The organism is Actinomadura livida (assembly GCF_014648675.1).
In the GTDB taxonomy this organism is placed as follows: Bacteria; Actinomycetota; Actinomycetes; order Streptosporangiales; family Streptosporangiaceae; genus Spirillospora; species Spirillospora livida.
In genome coordinates, this window is record NZ_BMRO01000002.1 from 110,270 (window position 1) to 126,354 (window position 16,085).

At 74.4% G+C, this 16,085-nt stretch carries 16 protein-coding genes and 1 tRNA gene; 10 read left to right on the forward strand and 7 right to left on the reverse strand.

Features of this window, described 5'->3' with window-relative positions:
- The 5 genes from IEZ03_RS03830 to IEZ03_RS03850 form a co-directional block, all read left to right on the forward strand.
- Nucleotides 1-772, forward strand: a 772-nt coding sequence (locus IEZ03_RS03830) for a GNAT family N-acetyltransferase (protein ID WP_229807989.1), incomplete at its 5' end; no start/stop codon positions are given.
- 139 nt (nt 773-911) lie between these two features.
- Nucleotides 912-983: transfer RNA gene (locus tag IEZ03_RS03835), tRNA-Asn, on the forward strand.
- A 26-nt stretch (nt 984-1,009) separates the two neighbouring features.
- Nucleotides 1,010-1,450 (forward strand): HNH endonuclease, encoded by a 441-nt coding sequence (locus IEZ03_RS03840; protein ID WP_132046108.1) that lies wholly within the window; start codon nt 1,010-1,012, stop codon nt 1,448-1,450.
- Nucleotides 1,451-1,671: 221 nt separating this feature from the next.
- The gene (locus tag IEZ03_RS03845; RefSeq protein WP_229807990.1) at nt 1,672-2,703 is read left to right on the forward strand and encodes a coiled-coil domain-containing protein; all 1,032 of its coding nucleotides are present in this window, start codon (nt 1,672-1,674) and stop codon (nt 2,701-2,703) included.
- 51 nt (nt 2,704-2,754) lie between these two features.
- Nucleotides 2,755-3,600, forward strand: a complete 846-nt coding sequence (locus IEZ03_RS03850; RefSeq protein ID WP_184884125.1) for an endonuclease/exonuclease/phosphatase family protein — start codon at nt 2,755-2,757, stop codon at nt 3,598-3,600.
- Nucleotides 3,601-3,627: 27 nt separating this feature from the next.
- Here IEZ03_RS03850 and IEZ03_RS03855 read toward each other — a convergent pair whose 3' ends face one another.
- Nucleotides 3,628-4,683, reverse strand: coding sequence for a Gfo/Idh/MocA family oxidoreductase (locus IEZ03_RS03855; RefSeq protein ID WP_184884127.1), 1,056 nt, complete (start codon nt 4,681-4,683; stop codon nt 3,628-3,630).
- Between the two features lie 101 nt (nt 4,684-4,784).
- Here IEZ03_RS03855 and IEZ03_RS03860 point away from each other — a divergent pair, with 101 nt between their 5' ends.
- Nucleotides 4,785-6,431, forward strand: coding sequence for an NAD(P)/FAD-dependent oxidoreductase (locus IEZ03_RS03860; RefSeq protein ID WP_184884129.1), 1,647 nt, complete (start codon nt 4,785-4,787; stop codon nt 6,429-6,431).
- On the forward strand, nt 6,428-7,876 hold the full coding sequence (locus tag IEZ03_RS03865; RefSeq protein WP_184884131.1) for an ATP-binding protein: 1,449 nt from the start codon (nt 6,428-6,430) through the stop codon (nt 7,874-7,876). Before IEZ03_RS03860 ends, IEZ03_RS03865 begins: the two co-directional genes overlap by 4 nt.
- Before the next feature lie 38 nt (nt 7,877-7,914).
- On the opposite strand, the gene IEZ03_RS03870 is transcribed toward IEZ03_RS03865, so the two are convergent.
- Complete coding sequence (locus IEZ03_RS03870; protein WP_184884134.1) at nt 7,915-8,709, reverse strand: class II aldolase/adducin family protein; 795 nt, start codon at nt 8,707-8,709, stop codon at nt 7,915-7,917.
- Between the two features lie 126 nt (nt 8,710-8,835).
- Between IEZ03_RS03870 and IEZ03_RS03875 the strand changes: the two genes are divergently transcribed.
- The 3 genes from IEZ03_RS03875 to IEZ03_RS03885 are packed head-to-tail and all read left to right on the forward strand — an operon-like array spanning nt 8,836 to nt 11,248.
- The gene (locus tag IEZ03_RS03875) at nt 8,836-10,053 is read left to right on the forward strand and encodes an RsbRD N-terminal domain-containing protein (RefSeq protein ID WP_184884136.1); all 1,218 of its coding nucleotides are present in this window, start codon (nt 8,836-8,838) and stop codon (nt 10,051-10,053) included.
- Nucleotides 10,050-10,919, forward strand: a complete 870-nt coding sequence (locus tag IEZ03_RS03880) for an LLM class flavin-dependent oxidoreductase (RefSeq protein WP_229807991.1) — start codon at nt 10,050-10,052, stop codon at nt 10,917-10,919. Before IEZ03_RS03875 ends, IEZ03_RS03880 begins: the two co-directional genes overlap by 4 nt.
- Nucleotides 10,919-11,248, forward strand: coding sequence for a DMT family transporter (locus IEZ03_RS03885; RefSeq protein WP_184884138.1), 330 nt, complete (start codon nt 10,919-10,921; stop codon nt 11,246-11,248). Before IEZ03_RS03880 ends, IEZ03_RS03885 begins: the two co-directional genes overlap by 1 nt.
- On the opposite strand, the gene IEZ03_RS03890 is transcribed toward IEZ03_RS03885, so the two are convergent.
- The 5 genes from IEZ03_RS03890 to IEZ03_RS03910 form a co-directional block, all read right to left on the reverse strand.
- The gene (locus tag IEZ03_RS03890) at nt 11,245-12,072 is read right to left on the reverse strand and encodes a helix-turn-helix domain-containing protein (protein WP_184884140.1); all 828 of its coding nucleotides are present in this window, start codon (nt 12,070-12,072) and stop codon (nt 11,245-11,247) included. The genes IEZ03_RS03885 and IEZ03_RS03890 overlap by 4 nt on opposite strands.
- Nucleotides 12,073-12,108: 36 nt before the next feature.
- Nucleotides 12,109-12,858 carry a hypothetical protein gene (locus IEZ03_RS03895; RefSeq protein ID WP_184884142.1) on the reverse strand — a complete coding sequence of 250 codons (750 nt, stop codon included), beginning with the start codon at nt 12,856-12,858 and terminating at the stop codon, nt 12,109-12,111.
- 187 nt (nt 12,859-13,045) lie between these two features.
- Nucleotides 13,046-14,455: an aldehyde dehydrogenase family protein gene (locus IEZ03_RS03900; protein WP_229807992.1), complete on the reverse strand. Its 1,410-nt coding sequence runs from the start codon at nt 14,453-14,455 to the stop codon at nt 13,046-13,048.
- 172 nt (nt 14,456-14,627) lie between these two features.
- Nucleotides 14,628-15,263 (reverse strand): hypothetical protein, encoded by a 636-nt coding sequence (locus IEZ03_RS03905; RefSeq protein WP_184884144.1) that lies wholly within the window; start codon nt 15,261-15,263, stop codon nt 14,628-14,630.
- Between the two features lie 3 nt (nt 15,264-15,266).
- Nucleotides 15,267-16,064: a hypothetical protein gene (locus IEZ03_RS03910; protein ID WP_184884146.1), complete on the reverse strand. Its 798-nt coding sequence runs from the start codon at nt 16,062-16,064 to the stop codon at nt 15,267-15,269.
- Between the last annotated feature and the right edge of the window lie 21 nt (nt 16,065-16,085).

The following is a 16,085-nucleotide window of genomic DNA, read 5'->3' on the forward strand; positions in this document are numbered from 1 at the left end:
GCTGCCCGGGGAGCCGGGCGCCGGCCGTCCCGGCGAGATCGACATCCAGGTGCGCCCCGGCGACCGGCGCCGCGGGCTCGGCGGCCGGCTGCTCGCCGCCGCGGCGGGCGGGCTGCGCGCCGACGGGCGCACCAGCGTGATCGCGCAGGTGCTCGCGGGCACCCCGGCCGTCCCGTTCCTGGAGTCGCACGGGTTCGAGTGCGTGCTGACGCTGCGCGGCCTGCTGCTGCGGCTGGACGACGTCCCGCCGGAGCGCGTGGCCCGGCTGCTGGCCGAGGCCCCCGCCGGGTACCGGCTCGTCCGGTGGCGGGGCGTGGTCCCGGCCGAGCACGCCGCCGCGTTCGCCCGCGCCAAGTACGCCATGGCCGACTTCGCCGAGTACGAGGGCACGCCGTGGGACGCGCACCGCGTCCGCGAGATGGCCGAGGTCGTCGCCAAGCGCGGCGACGACCTCTACACCGTCGCGGCCCTGTCCGGGGGCGCCGTCGCGGGGTTCACCGAGGTCGTCGTCCCGGACGGCTGCACCGGACGCGCCGCGCAGTACGACACCGCCGTCGTCCCCGAGCACCGCGGCAGGCGCATCGGCATCTGGGTGAAGGCGGCCATGCTCGAATGGCTCGCCGCGACGCGCCCCGGCGTCCGCGAGATCGAGACCGACAACGCCGGCGACAACGCCCACATGCTCGCCGTCAACGAGGAACTCGGCTTCCGCGTGGAACGCGAGTCGATGGAATACCAGGCCGCGGTCGCGTCGCTGCCCGCCTCCCCCTGACCGCCTCCCCCTGACCGCCTGAGCCGCCGGGCCCCCGGAAACCGCCGGGGGCGAAAACACGTTGCCTCCCCACCGCCGTATCGGCACTCTTAAGGAGGCTTCCGGGAATGCCCGGAATCCTGCAGAATTGCCGAAGTATTCCCCTGTAGTTCAACGGCGGAACGCCGCGCCGTTAATACGGAATATCCAGGTTCGAATCCTGGCGGGGGAGCGGCGGGAAGGTGGGGAGGTGACCCGGTGAACGTGCTCGTCCTGAACGCGTCGTACGAACCCTTACAACGGGTGGACCTGCGGCACGCCATCCGCATGCTGGTGCGCGAGGTGGCGGTCGTCGAGGAGGCGGTCGAGGGCCGGACCTTCGGCAGTTTCCCGGTGCCGCGGGTCCTGCGGCTCGTCCGGTACGTCGCGATGCGCTGGCGGCACGGGAGGCGCCCGCCGTGGAGCAAGCGGGGCGTGTACCTGCGCGACCGCGGCCGCTGCTGCTACTGCGGCAGGCGGGGCGACACGATCGACCACGTGCACCCGCGTTCCCGCGGCGGCGGTGACACCTGGGAGAACACCGTCCTCGCGTGCGGCAGGTGCAACAACCGCAAGGGTGACCGGACGGTCGCCGAGGCGGGCCTGCGGCTGCTGTCCCGGCCGCGGGTCCCGCGCTGGGAGGAGCTCGTCGCAACGTGACGGGGAGCGTGTGACGGGGAGTGTGTGACCGGGGCGCCGCGGACGGGGGCCGCGGCGCCGCCGGCGAAGGGGCCGGGCCGTTGAACCGCGGCCCGGCCCCGGCCGTATGGTTCATCGGTAGCCGGCGGTCACGGTATGTGGTTCTTTGGCGCTTGTGAGGCTAAAGGGGCTGTTGTGGTAATGTGCCGCCAATCTTGAGCTTTGTTATCTAGGAGAGATCTGTGGCGGCCCTCGACCCCCTCGGCAGGACGGCCCGCGCATCGGGCGGGCGCGGCACCGCGCGGCGCCTGGCGGCGCTCGCCCTCGCGGCGGGCGTCACGGTGGCGCTGCCCCCGGCGTCCGGGAGCGCCGCGGCCCTCCCGCAGGCGCCCGAGGACATCAAGAAGAAGTACGCCAAGCTCAAGGCGCAGTCGGAGAAGCTGTCCAAGGAGTACCGCGGTGAGCTCGTCACCCTGGAGGAGGCGAAGAAGGCCGCCGAGCGGGCCGGGGCGGACGCCGCCCGCGCCGACCGCGAGTACGACGCCGCCCGCGCCGACGTCGCGCGCCTCGCCTCCACCTCCTACATGACCGGCCGCCTCGACGTGGTCCCGATCATCTCCTCGGCCGAGCCGGGCGCCGCCGTCCGCGACGCCGCCGTCATCGAGCACATCAGCCGCAACAACGGCCGCCGCCTGGAGAACCTGAAGACGCTCACCGCCCAGGCGGAGAAGTCGGACGAGACCGCCCGCAAGAAGCTGGACGCGGTCGAGAAGGAGATCAAGGACCTCACCAGCCAGCGCACCCGCGTGAAGAAGCTGCTGGCCAAGTACGAGCCCCAGGTGGCCCGGACGCAGGCCCCCTCCGGCGGAGGCGGCGCGGGACGGCCCGACGGCGCGAGCGGCACCAAGTCCCCGATCGTCGGGAACTCCATGACCGCGCGGATGCGGACCGTCCTGGTGGAGGTCGACGGCAGGTTCGGCCCGTTCCCCTCGATCGGCTGCGCGCGGCCCGGCGACCCGCAGGACCACGGCTCCGGCACCGCCTGCGACTTCATGGAGAGCACCGGCGGCGCGATGCCGAGCGCCTCCGCCCAGGCGCACGGCGACAACGTCTCCCAGTACCTGATCAACAACGCGTCGCGGCTCGGCCTGAAGTACATCATCTGGAAGCAGCGCATCTACGACTTCCGCAGCAGCGGCGGCTGGCGCCAGATGGAGGACCGCGGCAGCATCACGCAGAACCACTTCGACCATGTCCACGTCTCGGTCCTCTGATCCCCGGCCCGCCGCCTGGCGGTCCGGGGCGCGCGCTGCAACGCTCGCGCCATGGCCTATGACATCGAGCAGCCGTACGGCCCGCTGATCGAGACGACGGTCCGGGTCGCCACCTGGAACGTCTGGCACCGCTACGGCCCCTGGCGCGCCCGTGAGCAGGCGATCACCGCGACCCTCCGCGACGCCGCGCCCGACCTCGTCGTCCTGGTCGAGGCGTGGGAGGACGACGACGAGGCCCAGGCCGCCCGGCTCGCGGAGGCGCTCGGCCTGCCGCACACCGTGTTCCGCGGATTCCCGTCCGCCGGGGGCGCGGACAGGTCGGGGATCGCCCTGCTGTCCCGCTGGCCGCTCGGCCAGGTGGGGCGGCAGTGGCTCGCCCACGAGGAGCACCCCGCCACGGCCACCGACCCCGGCCTCGCCGTGCACGCCAGGGTGGACGGGCCGCGCGGCCCCCTGCACGTGTTCGGCGCCGCGCTCGGGTGGCGGCTCGGCCACAGCGCGCAGCGCCAGGAGCAGGTCCGCACCCTCGGCGCGTTCGTCCGCCAGGTCGCGGGCGACGACGCGCCGGTCGCGGTGTGCGGCGACTTCAACGCGGCGCCCGACTCCGACGAGATCCGCATGCTGACCGGCCGCGCCGCCGTCACCGCGCCGGGCGTGGTCTTCTACGACGCCTGGGAGACGGCCGGTGACGGGACCGCCGGGTACACCTGGAGCAGGGCCAACCACTGGACCAGGCCCGTGCTGTGGCCCGACCGCCGCATCGACTACGTCTTCTCGGCCTGGCCGCGGGCCGGAGGGGCCGGCCACCCCGTCCGCTGCGAGCTGCTCGGCGAGCGGCCGGTGGACGGCGTCGTCCCGTCCGACCACTACGGGGTGCTGGCCGACCTTCGCTACTGACCGGCCCGCGCTACTGACCGACCCGCGCTACTGACCGTCCAGGGCCGCGACGGTGCCATCCCGGGCGGAGCGGCCGGCGGCCTCGATGACCTCCAGGCCGGTGATCGCGTCGGCGAGCGTCACCGGCGGCGGCGCGCCGTCGCGGAGGGTGCGGACGACGCCCGCGTAGAAGTCCTGGTACGCGCCGGGGGCCGTCGGTTCGGGGGCCTGCTCACCGGGCGTGCCGAGCAGCCCGTACGACTCCGGCGGCGCGATGCCGTAGCCGGGGTGCTTGGGCGTGAGGCCCCCGCGGAGCTGCTCCTCCTGCTCGTCCATGCCGGAGACCGTGTAGGACGCGCGGCTTCCGAGGATGCGGAACCGCGGGCCGAGGTGCGCGGCCGTGGCGCTCATCCACAGGTGGGAGCGCTGCCCGCCGGGGTGCGACAGTGCCACGAACACGTCGTCGGCGGCCGCCGCTCCGGGCCGGCGCGTGTCGGCCTCGGCGTAGACCCCCTCCGGCCGGCCGAACAGCGTGATCGCCTGGTCGATGAGATGGGAGCCCAGGTCGAACAGGATGCCGCCCGCGTCGAGGGGGTCGGTGCTCTCCTTCCAGCTCCGCCGCACATCGGGGCGCCAGCGCTCGAACCGCGACTCGAACCGCTGGACGTCGCCCAGCGCGCCGGAGCCGACCAGCCGCCGCGCGGTGCGGTAGTCGCCGTCCCACCGCCGGTTGTGGAACGGGAACACCGGCAGCCCCCGGACGGCGCTCAGCGCGGCCAGGGACCGGGCGTCCGCCGCGGAGGCCGCGACCGGCTTGTCCACCACGGCGGGGACGCCCGAGGTCAGCGCCGCCCTGGCCAGCGGCACGTGCTGCCGGTTCGGCGCGGCGACCACGACCAGGTCGTAGCCCTCGGGCGCGCTCCACAGCCGGTCGGCGCTGTCGAACACCTCCGCCTCGGGGTACCGCTCCAGGACGGCCTTCCGCCGCCCGGGGTTCCCCGTCACGACCGCGGCGAGCCGCATGCCGGGCACCGACGCGATCAGCGGGGCGTGGAAGACCGAGCCGCCGGTGCCGTATCCGATCAGCGCAACACGCAGGTCCATGCCCCGATCATGGCCGATGCCGAGGGGCCGCCGGGTGCCCGGGGCCGCCGAAGGAAACGTAGGCTTTTTTCCGAGGGATACGCGGGAACGAGGGAGACGCCTTGTCCAAGCCAGTGCTGCTGACGGTCGACGACGATCCGGGCGTGTCCCGCGCCGTGGCGCGCGACCTGCGCCGCAGGTACGCCGGGCCGTACCGGATCGTGCGCGCCGAGTCCGGCCCGCAGGCCCTGGAGGCGCTGACCGAGCTGCGGCTGCGCGGCGACGACACCGCCGTCCTGCTCGCCGACCACCGGATGCCCGGGATGACCGGCGTTGAGTTCCTCGAACGCGCCATGGACCTGTTCCCGTACGCCCGCCGGGTCCTGCTCACCGCCTACGCCGACACCGACGCCGCGATCCGCGCGATCAACGTCGTCGACCTCGACCACTACCTGCTCAAGCCGTGGAACCCGCCGGAGGAGAAGCTCTACCCGGTGATCGACGCGCAGCTCGACGCGTGGGCGCGCACCGACCGGCGCCCGCCGGGGGAGCTGCGCGTCGTCGGGCACCGCTGGTCGGCCCGCTGCTACGAGGTCCGCGACTTCCTCTCCCGCCACCAGGTGCCCTACACCTGGCTGCTGGACGGCGACCCGGAGGGCGCCCAGCTGGTCGCCGCGGCCGGCGACCCGGAGCTGCCGCTGATCGTCACGCCGGACGGGTCGGCGCTGTCGGCGCCGTCCGACGCCGAGCTGGCGTCGGCGATCGGGCTGGCCAGCAGCCCGTCCACCGGGTTCTACGACCTGATCGTCGTTGGCGGCGGGCCGTCCGGGCTCGGCGCCGCCGTGTACGGGGCGTCCGAGGGCCTGCGGACGGTCGTGGTGGAGCGGCACGCCCTCGGCGGCCAGGCCGGGCAGAGTTCGCGCATCGAGAACTACCTCGGCTTCCCCGACGGGGTCAGCGGGACGCAGCTCGCCGAGCGGGCCCGCCGGCAGGCCGCGAGGTTCGGCGCCGAGCTGCTCCAGGCCGGCGAGGTCACCGCGCTGGAGTCGCGCGGCACCGCCCGGGTGGCCCGGCTGGCGGACGGCTCGGAGATCGCCGCGCACGCCGTCATCCTCGCCACCGGCGTCTCCTACCGCCGGCTCGACGCCGACGGCGTGGACGACTTCGTCGGCCGCGGCGTGTTCTACGGCTCCGCGCTCACCGAGGCGCCGGCCTGCGAGAACGAGGAGGTCGCCATCGTCGGCGGCGCCAACTCCGCCGGGCAGGCCGCCGTCTACCTGGCCCGGTACGCCAAGAAGGTGCACATCGTCGTCCGGGCCGGCGACCTCGCCGCGTCGATGTCGCACTACCTGATCCAGGAGATAGCGGAGACGCCGAACATCGAGGTCCACACCGGCAAGACGGTGTGCGCGGCGGAGGGCGCGGGCCGGCTGGAGCGGCTGACGTTCGCCTCGGCGGCCGGCAAGCGGACCATCGACGCGCACTGGCTGTTCGTCTTCATCGGCGCCGAGCCCCGCACGGGGTGGCTGGACGGGTTCGTCGAGCGCGACGCGCGCGGCTTCGTGCTCACCGGGCCCGACCTGGTCGCCGGGGGCCGCCGCCCCGCCGGGTGGCCCCTCGCCCGCCAGCCCTACCACCTGGAGAGCAGCGTCCCCGGCGTGTTCGCCGCGGGCGACGTCCGCGCGGAGTCGATGAAGCGGGTCGCCTCCGCGGTCGGCGACGGCGCCATGGCCGTCGCCCTCGTCCACCGATACCTGGAGCAGGCATGAGCGGCACGGGCATGAGCGGCACGGGCACGAGCGGCACGGGCACGAGCGGCACGGTGTCACCGGAGGAGTTGCGCGAGCTGTTCCTCTTCGAGGACCTCGACGAGGACAAGCTCGGCTGGCTGTCGCGGTGCGGCAAGATCGAGGAGTATCCGGCCGACGGGGTGATCTGCCCGCAGGGCGGGGCCGCGGAGTTCTTCTACGTGCTGCTGGACGGCGAGATCGTCATGACCCAGAACGTCCGGGGGCACGTCATGGAGGTCAGCCGGACCTCGCGCCCCGGCACCTACGGCGGCGCCGTCCAGGCGTACCTGGGCGACAAGATCGAGCAGCGGTACCAGCACTCGCTGCTGGCGTCGCGCCCCAGCCGGATGTTCGCGCTGCCGGCCCGCAAGTTCGCCCACGCGGTCCGCGAGTGGTTCCCGATGGCCACCCACCTGCTGGAAGGGGTGTTCTTCGGGATGACCACCGGGCGGCGCGTCGTCGACCAGGTGGAGCGCCTCACCGCGCTCGGCAGGATCACCGCCGGGCTCACCCACGAGCTGAACAACCCGGCCGCCGCGGCGGCGCGGGCCAGTGACGAGCTCGGCGAGCGGCTGCTCGGCGCGCAGGCCGGCCTGGCGGACCTCGCCGCGGAGGGCGTCGACTGCACGCGGCTGAGCGCGCTCGCCCGGCTGGGGCCCGCGCTCCCGCGCCCGGGCGCCCGCCGCAGCCCGCTGGAGGTCGGCGACGCCGAGGACGAGCTGGGCGACTGGCTGGAGGAGCACGGCGTCCCGGACGCCTGGGAGCTCGCGCCGCGCCTCGTCGCCGCGGGGGCCGACGTCGAGCGGGCCGAGGAGGTCGCGCGGGCGGCGGGCGAGCACCTGCCGGCGGCGGTGCGCTGGCTCGCCGAGGTGCTGGAGGTCGCCCAGCTGCAGCTGGAGATCTCCGAGGCGATGGGCCGCATCACGAACCTGCTGGACTCGGCGCGCCAGTACTCCCAGCTCGACCGCGCCGGCTACCAGCGGACCGACCTGCGCGAGCTGCTGGACAGCACGCTCACGATGCTCAAACGCAAGATCGGCCCGGACGTCGCGGTCAAGACCGACTACGACCCGTCGCTGCCGCCCGTCCCGGTCTTCGCGGCCGAGCTGAACCAGGTCTGGACGAACATGATCGTGAACGCGCTGCAGGCGATGCGGGGCTCGGGGACCCTCACGATCAGGACGGGCGCGGAGAACGACCACGCGGTCGTGGAGATCGGCGACACCGGGCCGGGCATCCCCGAGGAGAACCTCGACCGGATCTTCACGCCGTTCTTCACCACCAAGTCGGTCGGGGAGGGCACCGGCCTCGGCCTCGACATCTCCTGGCGCGTCGTCGTCGGCCGGCACGGCGGCGACATCCGCGTCGAGTCGCTCCCGGGCGACACCCGGTTCCGGGTGCTGCTGCCGCTCACCGAGCGCTGAGGGCGCCGGCCGGGCGGGCCGGCGCCCTCACCCGGCCGTCACTCGAACAGGTCGGGCTGCTCGCGGGTGATCTGGTCGTAGAGGGGCTGGTAGTTGATCCAGCCGACCAGGTCGTTGCCGATCTGCCCGTGTGTCAGGACGGCGTTCTCGTGCTCGATCGGGACGACCGGCCCGGCGGCCTTGGCGAGGAGCTGCACCTGGCACGAGCGCTCCATGGTGATGAACCACCAGGCGGCGGCGTCCACGGTGTCGCCGACCGTGAGCAGGCCGTGGTTGCGCAGGATGACGGCCTTGGTGTCGCCGAGGGCGGCGGCGATGCGCTTGCCCTCCTCCAGGTCGGTGACGACGCCGGTGTAGTCGTCGAACAGCCCGTGGTCCTGGTAGAACGCGCACACGTCCTGCGTGATCGGCTCCAGCTTCTGGCCGAGCGCGGACATCGCCCGCCCGTAGGTGGAGTGGCTGTGCGCGGCGGCCACGACGTCCGGCCGGGCCTGGTGCACCTGCGAGTGGATCGCGAACGCCGCCTCGTTGACGGGGTAGCGGCCCTCGACGACCTGGCCCTGGTGGTTCACCAGGATGAGGTCGCTGACCTTGATGTGCTTGAACGACATGCCGAAGGGGTTGACCCAGAAGTGGTCGGTGCGCTCCGGGTCGCGGGCCGTGATGTGCCCGGCCACCCCCTCCTCGAAGCCGAACTTGCCGAAGATGCGCAGCGCGGCCGTGAGGCGCTCCTTGCGGTGCCGGCGCTCGTCGGCCACGTCGTCGAACGCGGGCGGCAGCCGGAAGATCAGGTCGGTCGGCAGCTTCTCCAGGAACTCGTCTTCATCCGACATCGGCGCACTCCTCGGGTGTTTTGGGACCACCGAACACCATCGTCCGGCGTCCCGGCTAGACCGGGGCCGTCCAACCCCCGCGCGCCCGATTGTCCGTCCGGGACAACGACGGCGCAGAATGGGGCGATGGACGCCAGCGCGAGCGACCGGTTCCTGCGGTTGCTGATCGAGCACAGCGACGACCCGGCGGTGCTGGAGGAGACCGTCCGCGCCGCCCGGAGCAAGTCCGAACTGGTCGCCGCCCTGCCGGCGGAGGAGACCCGCCGGCACACGCGCGCGCTGGTGCGGGGGGTCGCCGCCGCGCTGCGCAGCGGCGGGCCGGGGGAGGACGTGCTGGCCGCGGCCGAGCGGCTCGGCTCGGACCGGGCCCGGCAGGGCGTGCCGGTCGCGGCGTTCCTGGACGGGTTCCAGGCCGGGCGCGCCCACCTCGTCCGGACGCTCATCGCCGAGGGCCGCCGGCTGGGCGTCCCCGACGCCGTCCTCCTCGACGGCGTCACCCGCATCGACGAGATCACCACCGCGCTCGTCCACCGGATGGTGCACGCCCACCGGGTCGCGGAGCTGGAGATGGCCCGCACCGTGCGGGAGGGCCGCGTGCAGATGCTGCGGCAGCTGCTGCACGGCGAGGCGGTCCCGGTGCTCGCGCCGCTCGACCCGTCCGGCGCCTACCACTGCGTGGTCTCCGACGTCAGCGACCCCGCGGTGGCGGCCCGGCTGGAGTCGGAGCTGGCCGCGGCGGGGACGGCGCTGTGCGGGCTGGTCGACGGCCGGCTCGCCGCCCTGGTCGCGCGGCTGCCCGACCCGGGGACGATCGCCGGCCGGCCCGCCGGTCCGCTGCTGGTGGCCGCGCCGCCCGCGCCGCCCGCCGGGATCGCGCCGATGTACGCGCTGGGGCGGCGGGCGCTGCACGCGGGCGCCGCCGCGGGGATGACGGGCCTGCGGGGGCTCACCGAGCTCGCGCTGCTCACCGCGATGGAGGCGGAGCCGGAGCTGGGCGGGCTGCTCGCCGCCGAGCTGCCGGCCGGCCTCGACCCCCACGACCCGTTCCACGTCGAGCTCGCCGAGACGGGGCTCGCCTACCTCGACCACGGCGGGCGGATCGAGCCGACGGCCGCCGCGCTGCACGTCCACGGCAACACCGTGAAGTACCGGGTCCGGCGCCTGCAGGAGCTGACCGGGCGCCCGCTGCTGGACCCGCCGTCCGGGGCGGCGGTGTCCCGGGCCGCGAACTGGTGGTGGGCGCTGCACCACTGGCTCGCGCGCACCCGCCCGTCATCTAGTTTGGTGCGGCGATCCGCCCGGGGCCTCCCGGGCGCCGGACAGGGGAGCGGAGGAGACCGGTGACCACACCGAGGATCAGCACTGTGATGTGGCCGACGCGGTCATGGCCGGAGGCGGGGGAGCTGTGGCGGCGCGCCGAGGACCTCGGGTTCCGGCACGCGTGGGTGTACGACCACATCGCGTGGCGCGGCGCGACGCCCTGGTACGACGCGTACACGACGCTCGCCGCGGCCGCCGCGGTCACCTCCCGGGTGCGGATCGGCACGATGGTCACCTCGCCGAACTTCCGGCATCCCGTCCCGACCGCGCACGCCGTCCGGACGATCGACCACGTGAGCGGCGGGCGGCTCACGGTCGGCGTCGGCGCGGGCGGCCTGCGCCGCACCTCCGACGCCGGCGTCCTCGGCGGCGCGGACTGGACGCCCGGCGAGCGCGCGTCCCGCTTCGCCGAGTGGGTCGAGCTGCTCGACCTGCTGCTGCGCGGGCCGGAGACGACGTTCGAGGGGACGTACTACTCGGCCCGCGAGGTCGTCCAGGACCCCGGCTGCGTGCAGCGTCCGCGCGTGCCGTTCGTGATCGCCGCGAACGGGCCGCGCGGCATGCGGGTCGCCGCGCGGCACGGCGACGCGTGGGTCACCACCGGCGCGGCCGAGGGCATGGGGCCGCAGGACGCGGTGCGCTCCCGCCTGGCGGCGCTCGACGCGGCCTGCGAGGCGGAGGGCCGCGAGATCACCGAACGGATCCTGCTGACGGGCTTCGCCGAGGAGCCGTGGCTGGCGTCGCCCGGCTCGTTCGCCGACCTCGCGGGCCGCTACGCCGAACTCGGCGTCACCGAGATCGTGCTGCACTGGCCGCGGCCCGGCACCCCCTTCGAGTCGGACCCGGCGGTGTTCGAGGCGATCGCCGCCGAGCACGGCGGGGACCGCTGATGCCGTTCGTCCTGCTCGCGTTCGCGATCGCCTTCGAGGTCACGGCGACGCTGGCGATGCGCGCCTCCGAGGGCTTCACCCGGCTCTGGCCGTCCGTGATCGTGGTGGCCGGCTACCTCGTCTCCTTCGTGCTGATGGCGCGGGCGCTGCTGACGCTGAACGTCGGGCCGGTCTACGCGATCTGGTCCGCGCTCGGCACGGTCGGGGCCTTCGCCGGCGGCGTGCTGCTCTTCAAGGAGCAGGTCAAGCCGGTGACGATCGCCGGCGCGGTGATCATCGTGGTGGGCGTGGTCGTGATGAACCTCGGCGGGGGAGTGCGCCAGGGTTAGCGGGCCGCGCCGGCCGGCCGTTCCCCGGCGATCAGCTCGGTGGGCGTGCAGCCCGACAGCGCGCGGAACTCGCGGTTGAGGTGCGCCTGGTCGTAGTAGCCGGCGGCGGACGCGGCGTCGGCGAGGCCGGTGCCGCCGGACAGCAGCTCCACGGCGCGCTGGAACCGCAGGACCCGGGCCATCACCTTCGGCGGCAGGCCGGCCTGCTCCCGGAAACGGTTCGTGAGGTGCTTGCGGCTCCAGCCGACCTCGGCGGCGAGGTCGGCGACGGTGACGGCGAGGTCGCGGTTCAGCAGCCGCCACGCCCGGGCGACCTCCGGGTCGGGGGCGGGACCGGTCGCCAGGCGGCGCAGCAGGAAGTCGTCGAGGAGGTCGAACCGCTCGCCCCACGAGGGGGCGGCGGCCAGCCGCTCCACGAGCGTCTGTGCGCCGCGGCCCAGCAGGTCTGCGAGGTCGACGGCGTCGTTGGTGAACCGGGCGAGCGGGACGCCGAACAGCGTGTAGGAGCCGAGCGGGGTCATGTCGAGCTGGATGCCCCGCTGCCCGCCGGGGCTGCGGTACATGCCGTGCCCGTCGTGCATCCCGGCGACGAACGAGCCGTGGACGCGGCCGCCGGAACCGGGGACCTCCAGGTACAGCGGCGGACCCAGATTGATGATCGTCACGGTGGTCCGGGTGGGCACGGTGCGCCGCCGGGACGGTGCCGCCAGCGTCTCCCAGTAGCCGTCGTACGAGCGCAGGAACGCGCGCAGCGCGGGATGCGGCCGCGCCTGCGCCACCCACCAGCCGCCCCGGTCGCTGAACTGGACCGGCCTGTCGCTCATGCGTCCAGTCCTACCACGCGGGCCGGACAGGACGGGCTACTCGTACACCTGCCCGCACACCGCGATCCTGGCGAGATCGCCCCAGGTCATGGTGGTGATCGTGCGGACGTAGGAGCGGGCCGGGGGATCCCCGGGGCGCGCGGGCAGCGGCACGCGGGCGCCGTCGGCGGCGTCCCAGCCGCCGAGGCTGCCCGCGACGGCGCACTCGAGGTAGGTGGCCGGGTCGAAGTTGTACCAGCGGGCCGGGGTGGCGCGGACGCCGGAGCCGGGCGGGCGCGGCGCGTCCACGCCGAACCGGGCGCGCGGGCCCGGGGGCGCGGTGAGGAAGTCCTCCAGGTCGGCGATCTGGGAGAGCAGGACCCGCTCCCAGTCGGCGTACCCCTCGGGCTCGTCGCCGGGCAGGGACAGGTCCTTGCCGCTCCAGGCGGGGTCGAAGTCGGCGGGCGGGGTGGTGGCGGCCGCGGCGAACATCGCCGCGACGTCGTCGGGCTCCAGGTCCGGCCGGTCGGCGAGCGGGAGGCCGACCTTCCAGAGCGAGCGCAGGAAGGCCGACAGCGACCACGACGCCGCCCTGGCCTCCTGGCCGAGCTGCAGGAACACCAGGTACAGGTCGCGGTTGGTGCGGACGGCGGGGCCGGGCGGGCCCTCGACCCAGTACGTCTGCCGGTGCCGGACGCCGCTCTCGAAGACGAGGACCTGCGCGAGCGCCGAGATCCGCGAGTCGTGCGCGGCCACATGGAACGTGTTGCCGATGTCGTCCCGGCGCATGACGTCCCAGGTCTGCATCCGTGCCTCCACGGTCGGCGGTGCGGTGACACGAGCCCGCCCCAGAAAGTGTCCCATTCCGTCGGCCGACCACCAGTAGTGGCCATGTCACTTTCCGGACTCGAAGTCGTGACCCCACGCACAGGAAGTACGCGCCGGAATGGTGTAGGGGCCCGGCCGGAGGCCGGGCCCCTGCGTCCTCACCCGCTCAGTGCTTGGAGCGGTGGACGACCTGCATCTCGGTGAACCCGTACAGGCCCCACGGGCCGTTCTCGACGCCGACGCCGCTCCACTTGAACCCGCCGAACGGCTGGTGCGGGGCGAGCGCCAGGTGCGTGTTGACCCAGGCGGTGCCGCACTCCAGCCGCCCGGCGATCTCGGCGGCCCGGTCGGCGTCGGCGCTCCACACCGAGCCGGACAGCCCGAAGTGGGTGCCGTTGGCGCGGGCGAGGGCCTCCTCGACGTCGGTGTACTTGATGATCGGCAGGGCGGGGCCGAACTGCTCCTCGTCCACGATGCGGGAGCCGTCCGCGACGTCGGCGAGGATCGTGGGCTCGAAGAAGTAGCCGGGCCCGTCGACGGGCTTGCCGCCCGCCGCCGCCCGCGCGCCGCCCGCGAGCGCGTCGGCGACCAGCTCGCCGACCCGCTCGAACTGCGGCTTGTTGTTGATCGGCCCGAACTGGACGCCCTCCTGCAGTCCGTCGCCGACCTTGGCGGCCTTCGCGCGCTCGGCGAGGGCGTCCACCACGTCGCCGTAGAGCGCCTCCGGGACGTACACGCGCTTGATGGCCGAGCAGACCTGGCCGTTGTTCTGGAACGCGCCCCCGAACAGCTTGTCGGCGATGGCGGCGGGGTCGGCGTCGTCCAGCAGGATCGCCGGGTCGTTGCCGCCGAGCTCCAGCGTCACGCGCTTGAGGTCGGGCGCCGCCGCCGCGGCGACCCGCTTGCCGGTGGCGACGCTGCCGGTGAAGCTGATCTTGCGCGGGACGTCGTGCGAGGTCATCCAGGCGCCGAGTTCGTCGCCGCCGGTGACGACGTTCAGCACGCCGGGCGGCAGGACGTCGCGCAGCACCTCGCCGAGCTTGAGGCTCGACAGCGGGGTGAACGGGGACGGCTTGAGCACCATCGTGTTGCCGGCCAGCAGCGCCGGGGCGAGCTTCCAGATCGCGAGGAGCAGCGGGTAGTTCCACGGGGTGATCGCCGCGACGACGCCCATCGGGCGGCGGACGACCTCGACGAGCGCGTGGTCGTCGTCCTGGATGACCTCGCGGGGCAGTTCCAGGTCGGCGAAGTACTTCAGCCACACGCCCGCGCCGACGACCTCCATCGTCGCGTCGCCCAGCGGCTTGCCCTGCTCCAGGGTCAGGATGCGGCCGATCTCCTCGGACTTGGCGAACATGATGTCCGCCGCGGCGAGCAGCGCCTTGCGCCGCGCGGACTCGTCGCGGCGCCACTCCGCGTAGGCGGCCTGGGCCGAGGCCATCGCCGCGTCGAGTTGCTCCCGGGAGGCGTCGGGCGCCTGCTCGGCCACCTCCCCGGTCGCCGGATTGATCACGCCGAAGGTCGCGGGGGCATCCGCGGCCTGGCCGTCGATGGTCATCGAGTACGTCTCCGACACCGTTGATCCTCCGCTCAGGGGGCTTACCGAATGGGATTCAGTATTCACCCTCCCGCCCCTCCTGACGAGTCCGGGCGGAAGTGAAGCCGCTGATGATTCCCGAGGACGGGCGCACGCGAACCGGGCGCCCCGCGTTGCTGCGGGGCGCCCGGCTCGTCATGGTCAGGGCCGCTCAGGCGGCGAAGATGCGGTCCAGGAGGTCGCGGTAGCCGCGCAGCGCCAGCCGGAGCCGCTCGGTGTCGGCGTCGTCCCGGTCCGCCAGGCCCTCGGAGAGCCTGCGCCGCTGCTCGGCGATCGCGCGGCCGAGGGCGTCGACGGCCTCGGAGGCGAGGTCGTCCGCCTTGCGTACGGAGTCGCCGGGATCGTCGATGAACGCGGACTGCACGTCCCGCCAGCGCTCCTTGAACCGGTCGGACTCGGCGGGGTCGAACAGCTTCGCCGGGGTCCCGCCGGGCGAGGGCGCCCTGCCGGGGGCCCGATTTCCGGAGCCGGACGGCCTCTCGCCGGGAGACGACGCCTCGCCGGGAGCCGGGATCCCGGTGGGGGACGGCGTCCCGCCCGAGGACGGTGAGGGGGTCGGTGACGGGGACGGGGCCGTGCCGCCGGCCGCGGGCCGCCGGTCGGGGGCCGTGTCGGGGACGGTCTCGGGCGCGTCCAGGACGGGGGATTCGGGCGGGGGCCCGGCGACGTGCGCGTCACCGGTCCCGCCGGGCCGCGCCGTCCCGGCGGGCCGGGAGCGCTCGCCGGCGAGGGGGCCGGTGGTGGAGCCGCCGCCCGGCGGCGCGTGGTCGGGTCGCCTGTGTTCCATGGGTCAGCTCCTCGGTGCCTGGTCGTCGCGGCGTCCCGCCGGCCCGGCGGCGGCCGCGTGGCCCGCCTCCCCGGCCACGGGGGCCTGCCCGGTGGCGGGACCGGTGCCGGTGTGGCCGGTGCCGGGCGCCGCGCCGGTGTCTTGGCGCGTGTCATGGCGCGTGTCGTGTCGGGTGTCGTGGTGCGCGTCGTGGTGCGCGCCGGTGTCGTGGCCCGCGCCGGCCGCGGGCGCCGTGCCGGCGTGCCGCTCGCCGGCGGGGACGGCCAGCAGTTCCTCGAACAGCTCGCGGTAGTGCTGCATGGCCTGCCGCAGGTCCTCGGTGGACGCCTCGCCGTTCGCCGCCCGGCCGCTGATGGCGTGGGCGCGGCGGTAGTGGTCCATGGTGCGGCCGTGCTCGACCGACAGGTGGGCCACGTTCTCCTCGAAGCCGTGCGTGGGGTAGCCGCGCTCGCCCATCACGACGGTGACGAGGCCGTTGGCCTGCTCCACCGCCGCCTCGGGGGTGTCGACGAAGCGCTCCTGGACGCGGACCCACTGCTCGCGGTACTGCTCGCGCCGCGCCGGGTCGAGCTCCTTCAGCTGCAGTTCCTCATGGCGCTGCTCGCGGGAGCGCAGCTCCCGCTCGGCGGCCGCGCGGCCGCCCGCGCTGCGCACCGCCCGGTCGTATTCGGGGCCGAACCGCCGCTTCAGCCTTTGCGTCTGCGCCCGGGACCGGGCCACGTACACGACCGCGACCAGCGCGGCGACGACTACTACGGCGATGACGACCCATATCGCGGTGGACATTGCTTCCTCCAACATGCGCCGGATCGAACGCAACGC

Coding starts and splice junctions, on each gene's coding strand:
- IEZ03_RS03850 (WP_184884125.1), top strand. CDS start 2,755: ATGGCCTATGACATCGAGCAGCCGTACGGCCCGCTGATCGAGACGACG.
- IEZ03_RS03855 (WP_184884127.1), bottom strand. CDS start 4,683: ATGGACCTGCGTGTTGCGCTGATCGGATACGGCACCGGCGGCTCGGTC.
- IEZ03_RS03865 (WP_184884131.1), top strand. CDS start 6,428: ATGAGCGGCACGGGCATGAGCGGCACGGGCACGAGCGGCACGGGCACG.
- IEZ03_RS03870 (WP_184884134.1), bottom strand. CDS start 8,709: ATGTCGGATGAAGACGAGTTCCTGGAGAAGCTGCCGACCGACCTGATC.
- IEZ03_RS03875 (WP_184884136.1), top strand. CDS start 8,836: ATGGACGCCAGCGCGAGCGACCGGTTCCTGCGGTTGCTGATCGAGCAC.
- IEZ03_RS03885 (WP_184884138.1), top strand. CDS start 10,919: ATGCCGTTCGTCCTGCTCGCGTTCGCGATCGCCTTCGAGGTCACGGCG.
- IEZ03_RS03890 (WP_184884140.1), bottom strand. CDS start 12,072: ATGAGCGACAGGCCGGTCCAGTTCAGCGACCGGGGCGGCTGGTGGGTG.
- IEZ03_RS03895 (WP_184884142.1), bottom strand. CDS start 12,858: ATGCAGACCTGGGACGTCATGCGCCGGGACGACATCGGCAACACGTTC.
- IEZ03_RS03905 (WP_184884144.1), bottom strand. CDS start 15,263: ATGGAACACAGGCGACCCGACCACGCGCCGCCGGGCGGCGGCTCCACC.
- IEZ03_RS03910 (WP_184884146.1), bottom strand. CDS start 16,064: ATGTTGGAGGAAGCAATGTCCACCGCGATATGGGTCGTCATCGCCGTA.